General features: G+C 69.7%; 12 protein-coding genes and 1 tRNA gene. 3 read left to right on the forward strand and 10 right to left on the reverse strand.

Annotation, left to right across the window (positions count from 1 at the left end):
• Nucleotides 1-27: 27 nt before the first annotated feature.
• From rplL to AC069K_RS27285, 9 genes are all read right to left on the reverse strand, one after another.
• On the reverse strand, nucleotides 28-411 hold the full coding sequence (rplL, locus tag AC069K_RS27245; RefSeq protein WP_358833572.1) for a 50S ribosomal protein L7/L12: 384 nt from the start codon (nucleotides 409-411) through the stop codon (nucleotides 28-30).
• A gap of 110 nt (nucleotides 412-521) precedes the next feature.
• Nucleotides 522-1,052 (reverse strand): 50S ribosomal protein L10, encoded by a 531-nt coding sequence (gene rplJ / locus AC069K_RS27250; protein WP_358833573.1) that lies wholly within the window; start codon nucleotides 1,050-1,052, stop codon nucleotides 522-524.
• Nucleotides 1,053-1,317: 265 nt separating this feature from the next.
• Nucleotides 1,318-2,298, reverse strand: coding sequence for an SCO4651 family lipoprotein (locus tag AC069K_RS27255; RefSeq protein WP_478620733.1), 981 nt, complete (start codon nucleotides 2,296-2,298; stop codon nucleotides 1,318-1,320).
• 133 nt (nucleotides 2,299-2,431) lie between these two features.
• Entirely contained in the window at nucleotides 2,432-3,337 is a 906-nt protein-coding gene (locus AC069K_RS27260) for an SCO4651 family lipoprotein (RefSeq protein WP_478620735.1), read from the reverse strand.
• 178 nt (nucleotides 3,338-3,515) lie between these two features.
• A complete protein-coding gene (gene rplA / locus AC069K_RS27265) occupies nucleotides 3,516-4,238 on the reverse strand; it encodes a 50S ribosomal protein L1 (RefSeq protein WP_358833576.1) in 723 nt (240 codons plus the stop codon).
• 113 nt (nucleotides 4,239-4,351) lie between these two features.
• Nucleotides 4,352-4,786 (reverse strand): 50S ribosomal protein L11, encoded by a 435-nt coding sequence (rplK, locus tag AC069K_RS27270; RefSeq protein ID WP_053731185.1) that lies wholly within the window; start codon nucleotides 4,784-4,786, stop codon nucleotides 4,352-4,354.
• Nucleotides 4,787-4,953: 167 nt separating this feature from the next.
• Nucleotides 4,954-5,883: a transcription termination/antitermination protein NusG gene (nusG, locus tag AC069K_RS27275; RefSeq protein ID WP_478620738.1), complete on the reverse strand. Its 930-nt coding sequence runs from the start codon at nucleotides 5,881-5,883 to the stop codon at nucleotides 4,954-4,956.
• Nucleotides 5,884-5,959: 76 nt separating this feature from the next.
• On the reverse strand, nucleotides 5,960-6,256 hold the full coding sequence (gene secE / locus AC069K_RS27280; RefSeq protein WP_358833578.1) for a preprotein translocase subunit SecE: 297 nt from the start codon (nucleotides 6,254-6,256) through the stop codon (nucleotides 5,960-5,962).
• Between the two features lie 106 nt (nucleotides 6,257-6,362).
• A tRNA-Trp gene (locus AC069K_RS27285) sits at nucleotides 6,363-6,435 on the reverse strand.
• A 226-nt stretch (nucleotides 6,436-6,661) separates the two neighbouring features.
• Between AC069K_RS27285 and AC069K_RS27290 the strand changes: the two genes are divergently transcribed.
• From AC069K_RS27290 to AC069K_RS27300, 3 genes are all read left to right on the forward strand, one after another.
• Nucleotides 6,662-7,888 carry a pyridoxal phosphate-dependent aminotransferase gene (locus AC069K_RS27290; RefSeq protein WP_365107161.1) on the forward strand — a complete coding sequence of 409 codons (1,227 nt, stop codon included), beginning with the start codon at nucleotides 6,662-6,664 and terminating at the stop codon, nucleotides 7,886-7,888.
• Nucleotides 7,889-8,023: 135 nt separating this feature from the next.
• Nucleotides 8,024-9,043, forward strand: coding sequence for an adenosine deaminase (locus AC069K_RS27295; RefSeq protein WP_358833580.1), 1,020 nt, complete (start codon nucleotides 8,024-8,026; stop codon nucleotides 9,041-9,043).
• Between the two features lie 56 nt (nucleotides 9,044-9,099).
• Nucleotides 9,100-9,738, forward strand: coding sequence for an NAD(P)-dependent oxidoreductase (locus tag AC069K_RS27300; protein ID WP_478620741.1), 639 nt, complete (start codon nucleotides 9,100-9,102; stop codon nucleotides 9,736-9,738).
• A 15-nt stretch (nucleotides 9,739-9,753) separates the two neighbouring features.
• Here AC069K_RS27300 and AC069K_RS27305 read toward each other — a convergent pair whose 3' ends face one another.
• Nucleotides 9,754-10,836 (reverse strand): UDP-N-acetylmuramate dehydrogenase, encoded by a 1,083-nt coding sequence (locus AC069K_RS27305; protein WP_358833582.1) that lies wholly within the window; start codon nucleotides 10,834-10,836, stop codon nucleotides 9,754-9,756.
• Nucleotides 10,837-11,417: the final 581 nt, after the last annotated feature.

An 11,417-nucleotide genomic window follows, 5' to 3' on the forward strand; every position in this document is an offset into this window, starting at 1 on the left:
GCGCGGTGAGTCAGAGGACTCGTGAGGTCACTTGACCTCGACGGCCGCACCGGCAGCCTTGAGGGACTCGGCAGCCTTCTCGGCGGCCTCCTTGTTGACCTTCTCGAGGACCGGCTTCGGGGTGCCGTCGACGAGGTCCTTGGCCTCCTTCAGGCCCAGGGAGGTCAGCTCACGCACGACCTTGATGACCTGGATCTTCTTGTCGCCCGCACCGGTGAGGATGACGTCGAACTCGTCCTTCTCCTCCTCGGCCTCGGCCGGGGCGCCCGGGCCGGCGGGGCCGGCAACGGCGACGGCCGCGGCGGCGGTGACGTCGAACTTCTCCTCGAAGGCCTTCACGAACTCGGAGAGCTCGATGAGGGTCATCTCCTCGAACTGGGCGAGGAGGTCGTCCTGAGAGAGCTTCGCCATGATGGGCGATCCTTCCACTAATTCGGCAGGTGCCGGTTGTATAGAGAGGCGGGCGTAACGGCCCGCTACGACCCGCGCACTAGGCGGCGCGGATCACTGCGCGAGCCGAATTACTCGGCACCGCCCTGCTCGGCGAGCTTGACGCGAAGCGCTTCCGCGGTGCGGACGAACTTCGACGGCAGCGCCTGGAAGAGCGAGGCAGCCTGGGACTGCTTGCCCTTGAACGCGCCGGCCAGCTTGCTGAGCAGAACCTCGCGGGACTCGAGGTCCGCGAGCTTCTTGATCTCATCGGCGGACAGCGCCTTGCCATCAAGGACACCGCCCTTGATGATCAGGTTCGGGTTCTCCTTGGCGAAGTCACGCAGACCCTTGGCCGACTCCACCGGGTCACCGGTGATGAAGGCGGCACCCGTCGGACCAGTGAACTGGTCGTCGAGCGAGGTGATCCCGGCGTTGTTCGCCGCGATCTTGGTCAGCGTGTTCTTCACCACGGCGTACTGGGCGTTCTCACCGAGCGAACGGCGCAGCGTCTTGAGCTGCGCCACGGTGAGACCCCGGTACTCGGTCAGCACGACGGCGTTCGAGCTGCGGAACTTGTCCTCGAGCTCGGCTACGTCGGCAGCCTTGTCGGGCCTTGCCATGAGCGTCGGCCTCCTTCCGGGTGATGAGGACCGCTCAGAAGGGACCGCGACATAAAAAACGCCCCGGCGCAAGTGCACGGGGCGTAGCTCCACCGGACAGAGTCCGGGAACTTTCCACAGTCACCTGCGCGGGTCGTCCGCATGCAGCGGAACCTTCGGCCACCGCCCCCTCTTACGAAGGCACGGCAACGACCAGCGGTCTTTGGCTTCTGGGGAAGCGTACGTGACGGGTGGCGGATCGAGCAAATCCGGTCGTACGGGACCGTCAGACGCCGCCGGGACCGCCGGCGGCGCCGTCCTTGCGGGCCAGGTCGCCCAGGTCCTTCAGCATCTCGGCCAGGTCGGCCGTGTCGCTCTTGGCCGGGGCCGTGATCCGGGCCTCGGTGCCGTAGTCCGCGTAGTGCGCGGAGGTGCTGATCCTGCCCTGGGGGCTGTTCATCGCGACGTCCATCCGGACCGGGTAGCCGTCCGCGTTGACCCAGACCTCGGTGTCGTACCCCTTGATGCCGGTCTTCTTCATGTTCGTCAGGAGCTGCTCGCGGTCCTTGGGGGGCAGGGTGTCGAGCATCTTGCTGTTCTTCACCATCTCGTCGACGGTGAGCGTGCCCTTGTAGTGCTCGCAGGAGACGCCGTCGGCCCGCTCGGCGCCCAGGTGCTTCAGGTTCGGCGAGCCGAGCAGCAGGGCGAGCTGCTGGGCCGGGTCCTGGTTCATGTTCTCCATGCCGGCGGTCATCTGCTTGACCAGCTGGTCCTCGCCGGACTGCTTGGCCAGCGCGGTCAGGTCGAACTTGAACCAGCGCTTGCCGCCGAACTCCTTGACCGACTCGCCCATGGCGCTCGTGTCCAGGTACATGACGTTGTCGACCCAAAGCATCCGGGTCTTCTCGGCGGCGCCCCCCATGCCCTTGGCCACCGAGGACGTCACGGTGAGGTCCATGGCTGTCGGATTCCAGACCATGACCCCGCTGGTCTCGGTCCGGCCCCCGTCCTCCCCCAGGGAGGCGGGAGCCGTCATGGTCATCCGGACCTTGGCGGACTTGGCCGCGGCGGTCTTCCGGTACGCCGCCGCGAGCATCCGCGAGGCGGCGTCGCGGGACTGCGGGGCGACGGCGGCCTTCTGGGCGCCCGCGGCGCCGTCGGCCTTCTTGCCGGCCTTGTCCTCGCCGCCACAGCCCGCCGTCCCGGCCACCACCACGGCGGCCGTCGCCATCGACAGCGCCGTCCGCGTCCATCCGGACCTGGTCATGTTCCCCACCCCTTGAAGCCCCGTGCCGTGAGTCCCGCCGACGGCCGTCGAACACCGTCGAACGGGCAGAACGTGTGCACCGTAACCCAAGGGCTGTGACAGGTGGGCGGATTATGTCCGCCGTTGCGCCGGGTTACGAGGGCTGACCGGACGCCTTCGGCTTGATCATCGTCGTGAAGTCCACGGTGTCGGAGGCCGGCGGGGCCTCGGTGGAGACCTTGACGCCGTAGTCCGCGTAGTACGCCGTGCTGTTCAGCTCGCCGTTCTTCGTCGCGGCGCGCTCGGTCTTCTTCACCAGCAGATCGTTCTTGTCCACCCAGAGGTCGACCGTGTCGGTGGTGATGCCGCTCTGGGTCATCTGGTTCTTGAAGCCCTCCAGCGTCTTCGCGTCCAGGCCCGAGCTGCGGTCCACGAGCTTGGCCATGTCGACCGTGCCCGAGTAGTGCGTGGCCTGGACACCGCGGACGTCCTCGGTGCCGACCTTCTTCACGTCACCCGAGGCCAGCAGCGCCTTCACGCTCTGCTGGGGCGTCGAGTTCTGCATCTGGTCCTTCATGACAGCGCCGACCGGGCCCATCAGCTTGGCCATGTCGTCGTACCCGTAGCGGATCCAGTGCTTGCCGCCGAGGCTCTTGGCGAACTGGGGGCCCATGTCGGCGTAGTAGGCGTCGCGCAGATAGCGCGCGTCGATGCCGTCGGCGCCCATCTGCTTCATGGTCTGCGCCTGGGCGCCCTGGGTGTACTTCAGCCGCATGACGCCGGTCAAGCCGTCGCCCCACGCCAGGCTGCCCTTGCCCTCCAGGCCCATCACGGCGCCCATGGACATCGTCATCTCGACCTTGGCGGAACCCGCCCCGTCCGTCTTCTTCTGGACCGCCTGAAGGGCCGCCACCGGGCTGAAGTCCGACCCGCCCTTGTGCCCCTGGGTCGGCGCGCTCTTGTGCCCGCTGTCGGACCCGCCGCAGGCGGCGACGCCCACCAGGGCCGCCGCGACCGCGACCAGTGAGATACCCGTACGCCGAACGGAACTGGTGCTCATGCGCTCCCCCTCGAATGCTCATTCCCTTACCCCTCGACGGTAGCGCAGGGGTCGGACAACACCCCGGCCGCCCGGGGCCGTTGGGACGCGGTTGCGACAAAAAAGCCGGGCCCCGCGCCTTTGGAGAGGTGCGGGGCCCGGCTCTGGATCAGCCGAGGCGAGCCGAGGCCCGGTCCGGTCAGACCGCGGCCGGGTCCTCTTCGACGAGGAGGTTGCGGGTGCGGTTGGAGTCGACCGGGATGCCGGGGCCCATCGTGGTGGCGATGGTCGCCTTCTTGATGTACCGGCCCTTGGCGGCGGACGGCTTCAGACGGAGGATCTCCTCCAGAGCGGCGCCGTAGTTCTCCACCAGCTTGGTGTCGTCGAAGGACACCTTGCCGATGATGAAGTGCAGGTTCGAGTGCTTGTCGACGCGGAACTCGATCTTGCCGCCCTTGATCTCCTCGACCGCCTTGGCGACGTCGGGGGTGACCGTGCCGGTCTTCGGGTTCGGCATCAGACCACGCGGGCCGAGCACGCGGCCGAGGCGGCCGACCTTGCCCATGAGGTCCGGGGTGGAGACGACGGCGTCGAAGTCCAGACGGCCCTTGGCGACCTCGTCGATGAGCTCGTCCGAGCCCACGATGTCGGCGCCCGCGGCACGCGCGGCCTCGGCACGGTCACCGGTCGCGAAGACCAGGACCCGGGCGGTCTTACCGGTGCCGTGCGGGAGGTTCACGGTGCCACGGACCATCTGGTCGGCCTTGCGCGGGTCGACACCCAGGCGGAAGGCGACCTCGACGGTGCCGTCGAACTTGGTCGCGGAGGTCTCCTTGGCGAGACGGACGGCCTCGAGCGGGGCGTAGAGCTTGTCCGCGTCGATCTTGGCGTCCGCAGCGCGGAGAGTCTTGCTGCGCTTCACTTCTGCTCCTGTATGCAGTAACACCATGCGGCTGACGCCGCGTGGCAGTCATGGAGTCGTGGTACGGACCAGCGCTTGGCCCTACCACTGAGGTCAAACGGGGTGAGCTGGGATCAGCCCTCGACCGTGATGCCCATGGAACGGGCGGTGCCAGCGATGATCTTGGACGCGGCGTCCAGGTCGTTGGCGTTCAGGTCGGCGAGCTTCGTCGTGGCGATCTCGCGGACCTGGGCCTCGGTGATCTTCGCGACCTTGGTCTTGTGCGGCTCGCCGGAGCCCTTCTCGACACCCGCGGCCTTGAGGATCATCTTCGCGGCCGGCGGGGTCTTGGTGATGAAGGTGAAGGAACGGTCCTCGTAGACCGTGATCTCCACCGGGATCACCCAGCCACGCTGCGACTCGGTGGCCGCGTTGTAGGCCTTGCAGAACTCCATGATGTTGACGCCGTGCTGACCGAGCGCGGGGCCGACCGGCGGGGCCGGGTTCGCCGCACCGGCGTTGATCTGGAGCTTGATAAGCCCCGTGACCTTCTTCTTCTTGGGAGGCATTGCTCTCTCCGGGTCCTAGTGAGAGTGAACCGCCTGACATCCGATCATCCGGATGGAGGCATACCGCACAACGATAACGGGTATCTGTCTGCGGCTAAAAACCGAGCAGGTCAGACAGGCTTTGAGAGCCCGTCTGACCTGTTCGGAAGACGTGTGGTCCGGAAGAACTAGTTCTTCTGGATCTGGTCGAAGCTGAGCTCGACCGGGGTCTCGCGGCCGAAGATCTCGACGAGGCCCTTGACCTTCTTCGAGTCGGCGTTGATCTCGTTGATCGTGGCCTGGAGCGTGGCGAACGGGCCGTCGGTGACGGTGACCGAGTCGCCCACCTCGAAGTCGAGCACCTGGACCTCGACCTTGCGGGCCGGAGCCGGCTTGCCCTCGGCCTCGGCGGCCTCGCGGGCGGCCTTCTCCTCGGCCTCCGGGGCGAGCATCTTGACGATCTCGTCCAGGGTCAGCGGGTACGGGTCGTAGGCGTTGCCCACGAAGCCGGTGACGCCCGGGGTGTTGCGGACGACGCCCCAGGACTCGTTCGTCAGATCCATGCGGACGAGAACGTAACCGGGCAGCTTGTTCTGCCGGACGTTCTTGCGCTCGCCGTTCTTGATCTGGACGATCTCTTCCTCGGGCACCTCGGCCTGGTAGATGAACTCCTCGACGTTCAGCGAGACGGCGCGCTGCTCCAGGTTGGCCTTCACGCGCTTCTCGTAGCCCGCGTAGGTGTGGATCACGTACCACTCGCCGGGCAGACCGCGCAGCTCCTGGCGCAGGGCCTCGACCGGGTCGACGGGCGCGGCGGGCTCCTCGGGAGCCTCCTCGGCGTCCTCGTCCTCGGTGCCCTCGGCGTCCGCAGAGGCCTCGGCGTCGTCGGATCCCTCGGCATCCTCGACGGACGCGGTCTCCTCGGCGTCCAGCTCGGCGTCGTCCTCGACGTGCTCGGCGTCCTCGACGTGGAGCGCCGCCTGCTCGGCCGCCTCGCCCGCCTCGGCGTCGGCAGCCTCGACCTCGTCGGCCTCGGCGTCCGCCGCCTCGACGATGTCGAGCTGGTCCTCCACGGACTCCGCCGACTCGAGGGCGTCGTTCACATTCGGGTCAGACACGTGGCTGCTTCTTCCTGGCTACAGATGGGTGGAACAATGCGAAAAAGGCGCCGGGTGGGCGCCCTTACGCAGCGGATCAGCCGAAGACGTACTTGACGACGTGCTGGAATCCGGTGTCGATCACGGTCACGATGCCGATCATGATGACGACGAACACGATCACCACGGTGGTGTACGTCGACAGCTGGTTGCGCGACGGCCAGACGACCTTGCGCAGCTCGGCGACGACCTGGCGGTAGAAGAGCGCGAGACGGCCCAGGGGGCCCTTCTTGCCGCGCTTGCCGCCCTTGCGGGACTTCTTCTTGGAGTCCTGGTCCGCAGAGGCCTCGTCCTGGGCATCAGGCATGTCGATGGAGCCCACGGCGTCCGTCACGCTTCTCACCTGATTCCGGGTCGTGGCCGTGCCGCGCCCGGTGGAGCCGCACGGCGGTGCATAGAAGTACGTACATGCGCACACATCCTGGCGAAGGTGTGTGTAGCAGGGCCGGAGGGACTTGAACCCCCAACCGCTGGTTTTGGAGACCAGTGCTCTACCAATTGAGCTACGACCCTTTGTGGTTCCCCCAACCTACCGCATCCGCCCGAGTGCACCGAGTGCCCGGAGTGGATCGGTTGGTGGAGGCCAACGACAGGTGAGTGTACGTGGTCCTGCGCCCGGCGTCGAACAGATACCTCCCGACGGCTCGGCGCGGATGCCCCGAACGGCCCGCGCGAGCGCCCTGTCCGGTCCCTGAAACCGGTGTGCCCGGGCCGCGGCGGGTCTGGGACGATGGCCGGTATGAGCGCTGCAACTTCTCCGACCGAGCGCCGGGTCTCCGCGCGCATCGGCGCGATCTCCGAGTCCGCGACCCTCGCCGTCGACGCCAAGGCCAAGGCCCTCAAGGCCGCCGGGCGCCCGGTGATCGGCTTCGGCGCCGGTGAGCCCGACTTCCCGACCCCGGACTACATCGTCGAGGCGGCCGCGGCGGCCTGCCGCGACCCGAAGTACCACCGCTACACGCCGGCCGGCGGCCTGCCCGAGCTCAAGAAGGCCATCGCCGACAAGACCCTGCGCGACTCCGGCTACGAGGTCGACCCCTCGCAGATCCTGGTGACCAACGGCGGCAAGCAGGCGATCTACGAGGCCTTCGCGGCGATCCTGGACCCGGGCGACGAGGTCATCGTCCCGGCGCCGTACTGGACCACCTACCCGGAGTCGATCCGCCTCGCGGGCGGTGTCCCGGTCGAGGTCGTCGCCGACGAGACCACCGGCTACCGGGTCTCGGTGGAGCAGCTGGAAGCCGCTCGTACGAAGAAGACCAAGGTCGTCCTCTTCGTCTCCCCGTCCAACCCCACCGGCTCGGTCTACACCGAGGCCGAGACCGAGGCGATCGGCCGCTGGGCCGTCGAGCACGGCCTGTGGGTGATGACCGACGAGATCTACGAGCACCTGGTCTACGGGGACGCGGTCTCCGTGTCGCTGCCCGCGCTCCTGCCCGAGCTGCGCGACAAGTGCGTCGTGGTCAACGGCGTCGCCAAGACGTATGCGATGACCGGCTGGCGGGTCGGGTGGATCGTCGGCCCCCAGGACGTCATCAAGGCCGCGACCAACCTCCAGTCGCACGCCACCTCCAACGTCGCCAACGTCTCCCAGGTGGCGGCGATCGCCGCGGTCTCCGGCGACCTCGACGCGGTGGCCGAGATGCGCACCGCCTTCGACCGCCGCCGCCAGACCATGGTGCGGATGCTCAGCGAGATCGACGGCGTGGTCTGCCCGACGCCCGAGGGCGCGTTCTACGCGTACCCCTCGGTGAAGGGCCTGCTCGGCAAGGAGATCCGCGGCAAGCGCCCGCAGTCCTCCGTCGAGCTCGCCGAGCTGATCCTGGAGGAGGCCGAGGTCGCGGTCGTCCCGGGCGAGGCCTTCGGCACCCCGGGCTATCTGCGCCTGTCCTACGCGCTGGGCGACGAGGACCTCGTCGAGGGCGTCTCGCGGATCCAGAAGCTGCTGGCGGAGGCGCGCGACTGAGGCGTTCCGCGCCGGAGTGCTGCCCGGAACGGACCACCGACTCACATGAGTCGGTGGTCCGTTCCCGCGTTCGGACAAGGTCCCGATCGGGGAAAGGGGCTGTCGGATGCCGGTGGCGTGCGGCAAGATCCTTCAATGGAGCGCGTTCGTGACGTACGAGACCTGCCGAAGGCCCATCTGCACCTGCACTTCACGGGGTCGATGCGCCCCACGACGCTGCTGGAGCTCGCCGACAAGTACGGCGTGCACCTGCCCGACGCGCTGACGGGCGGCGAGCCGCCGAAGCTGCGGGCCACCGACGAGCGCGGCTGGTTCCGCTTCCAGCGCCTGTACGACATCGCGCGCTCCTGTCTGCGCGCCCCCGAGGACATCCAGCGGCTGGTGCGCGAGGCCGCCGAGGAGGACGTCCGGGACGGCTCGGGGTGGCTGGAGATCCAGGTCGACCCGACCAGTTACGCGCCGATGCTCGGCGGGCTCATCCCGGCCCTGGAGATCATTTTGGACGCGGTGGAGACGGCCGCGCGCGAGACCGGGCTCGGGATGCGGGTCCTGGTCGCGGCGAACCGGATGAAGCACCCGCTGGACGCCCGCACCCTGGCCCGCCTCGCCGTGCGGTACGGCGACCGGGGCGTGGTCGGCTTCGGGCTCTCCAACGACGAGCGCCGGGGCATGGCGCGCGACTTCGACCGCGCCTTCGCGATCGCCCGGGAGGGCGGGCTGCTGGCGGCGCCGCACGGCGGCGAGCTGGCCGGTCCCGCGTCCGTGCGGGACTGCCTGGACGATCTGCACGCCACCCGCATCGGCCACGGGGTGCGCGCCGCCGAGGACCCGCGCCTGCTGCGGCGGCTGGCCGAGCGCGGCATCACCTGCGAGGTCTGCCCCGCCTCCAACGTCGCCCTCGGCGTGTACGAGAAGCCCGAGGACGTCCCGCTGCGCACCCTGTACGAGGCGGGCGTGCCACTGGCGCTCGGCGCCGACGACCCGCTCCTGTTCGGCTCCCGCCTCGCCGCCCAGTACGAGTTCGCCCGCCTCCACCACGGCTTCACCGACGCCGAACTGGCGGAGCTGGCACGGCAGTCGGTGCGCGGCTCGGCCGCGCCGCAGGCGGTGAAGTCGCAGTTGATCGCCGGGGTGGATTCCTGGCTGGCCTCCTGACACCTTGGGCACCCTTGGCGGAGGAACGACCATCCACCAGGGGAGGGTGAACGCAGATGAAGCTCACGGTTTTCGGTGCGACGGGCAGGATCGGCACGGAGCTGGTCCGCCAGGCGCTGGCCGGGGGACACCAGGTCACGGCGGTGGTCCGGGACCCGGCGCGGTTCACGACGACGGGGACGGGCCTGGAGGTCGTCCGGGGCGATCTCTCGGACCCCGAGTCCCTGCGTCCGGCGGTGGCGGGCCGGGACGCGGTGCTCTCGGGGCTCGGCGCGAACAAGCGGGCCGACGCGGCGACGGGCGTCACGGCCCGGCTGACCCGCTCGATCGTGAAGGCGATGGACACGGAGGGCACCCGCAGGCTGCTGGTGGTGAGCGCGGGACCGGTGGGCCCGGAGGCGCCCGACGACCCGTTCCTGGACCGGCTGACCCTGGCGATCGTCACCCGGGTCCTGAAGGACGTCTACGAGGACCTGCGCCGTACCGAGGCCGAGCTGGCCGCCTCGGCCCTGGACTGGACGGCGGTCCGCCCGGTCCGCCTGGTCGACAAGCCCAGGACCGGCACGTACCGCACGGCCGTGGGGGCCACCCCGCGCAGCGCGCGCACGATCGGGCGGGCGGACGTGGCGGACGCGATGCTGCGGATGATCACCGACCAGGCGACCGTGAAGCAGGGCGTCTGCGTGGCCTACTGACCCCGGCGGGTGAGATCAGATCTCGGCGTTGACGGTCACCGGCTCGTTGACGAGGGTCACCCCGAAGGCGCGCTCCACGCCCGCGACGACCTCGCGGGCGAGGGCGAGCAGGTCCTCGGTGGTGGCGCCGCCGCGGTTGGTGAGGGCGAGGGTGTGCTTGGTGGAGATCCGGGCGGGGCCGGTGCCGTACCCCTTGGTGAACCCGGCCTTGTCGATGAGCCAGGCGGCGGAGGTCTTGGTCAGCCCGTCCCCGAGGTCCCAGGCGGGCGGGGAGACGTCGTCGCCGAGCCGCGCGGCGGCCTTCTCCAGGAACGCGCGGTATTCGCGCTCCCCCAGGATCGGGTTGGTGAAGAAGGACCCGGCGGACCAGGTGTCGTGGTCCTCGGCGTCCAGCACCATGCCCTTGCCGGCCCGCAGCTTGAGGACGGTCTCGCGGGCGGTGGCGGCCGGGACGCGGTCGCCGGGCTCGACGCCGAGGGCGCGGGCGGTCTCGGCGTACTTGATGGGCGCGGAGAGCCCGCCGGCGTCCTCCAGCTCGAAGCGGACGCGCAGGACGACGTACCGGTCGGGGTGGGCCTTGAACCGGCTGTGGCGGTAGGAGAAGTCGCACTCGGCGGCGGTCAGCACCACGGTGCGCCGCTCGGCCCGGTCGTACGCGACGACCTCGCGGATGGTGGAGGAGACCTCCTGGCCGTACGCGCCCACGTTCTGGATCGGGGTGGCGCCGGCGGATCCGGGAATCCCGGCCAGACACTCGATCCCGGCGAGCCCGGCCTCCACGGTGCGGGCCACGACGTCGCTCCAGACCTCCCCGGCGGCCACGTCGAGCCGCGTCCCCTCCAGCCGGAACCCGGTGGTGGCGATCCGCAGGGCGGTCCCGGCGAACCCCTTGTCCCCGATGACGAGATTGCTGCCCCCACCGATGACGAGCAACGGCACCCGCGCCTCGTCGGCCTCCCGCACGACGGAGATGACGTCGTCATCGCAACCGGCCACGACGAGCCGAGAGGCCGGCCCACCGAGCCGGAAGGTGGTGAGGGGGGCGAGGGGGGCATCGTGAAGTACCTGCACGGGGTCCAGCGTACGGGTGCGGGCCACCGGGGGCGGGGGTGGCCCGGGCCCCTGATCGGCCGGGGATTCGCCTGCGGGCCGCTGGAGGGTTGCTCGCGCCCCTGGTGGGCCGGGGATTCGCCTGCGGGCCGGTGGCGGGCTGGCCGCGCCCCTGATCGGCTGGGGATTCGCCTGCGGGCCGGTGGTGGGTCGCTCGCGCAGTTCCCCGCGCCCCTTTTCGGCTGGGGATTCGCCTGCGGGCCGGTGGAGGGTTGCTCGCGCAGTTCCCCGCGCCCCTTATCGGGCGGAGGTTCGACTGCGGGCCGGTGGAGGGTTGCTCGCGCAGTTCCCCGCGCCCCTTATCGGGCCGGAGGTCGTCTGCGGGTGCGCTGTGGCCGGTCGCGCAGTTCCCCGCGCCCCTGAAGGGCCGGTGGTCGTCTGCGGGTTGTCTGTGGCTGAGCGCGCAGTTCCCCGCGCCCCCAGGTAGTTAGGGGCGCGGGGAACTGCGCGAGCAACCCAGCACGGTCCGCAGACGAAAGAAGCGGGGTGCAGGGGCCGCAGGCCCCGCAAGGGGGGTCCGGGGGCGCAGCCCTCGGGAAGCCCCGGGGTGCAGGGGCCACAGGTCCCGC

The organism is Streptomyces sp. NPDC043908 (genome assembly GCF_056435525.1).

What these genes read in the sequence shown, in the direction of transcription:
- rplL (WP_358833572.1), bottom strand. Translation starts at nt 411, where the DNA reads ATGGCGAAGCTCTCTCAGGACGACCTCCTCGCCCAGTTCGAGGAGATG.
- rplJ (WP_358833573.1), bottom strand. Translation starts at nt 1,052, where the DNA reads ATGGCAAGGCCCGACAAGGCTGCCGACGTAGCCGAGCTCGAGGACAAG.
- AC069K_RS27255 (WP_478620733.1), bottom strand. Translation starts at nt 2,298, where the DNA reads ATGACCAGGTCCGGATGGACGCGGACGGCGCTGTCGATGGCGACGGCC.
- AC069K_RS27260 (WP_478620735.1), bottom strand. Translation starts at nt 3,337, where the DNA reads ATGAGCACCAGTTCCGTTCGGCGTACGGGTATCTCACTGGTCGCGGTC.
- rplK (WP_053731185.1), bottom strand. Translation starts at nt 4,786, where the DNA reads ATGCCTCCCAAGAAGAAGAAGGTCACGGGGCTTATCAAGCTCCAGATC.
- AC069K_RS27290 (WP_365107161.1), top strand. Translation starts at nt 6,662, where the DNA reads ATGAGCGCTGCAACTTCTCCGACCGAGCGCCGGGTCTCCGCGCGCATC.
- AC069K_RS27295 (WP_358833580.1), top strand. Translation starts at nt 8,024, where the DNA reads ATGGAGCGCGTTCGTGACGTACGAGACCTGCCGAAGGCCCATCTGCAC.
- AC069K_RS27300 (WP_478620741.1), top strand. Translation starts at nt 9,100, where the DNA reads ATGAAGCTCACGGTTTTCGGTGCGACGGGCAGGATCGGCACGGAGCTG.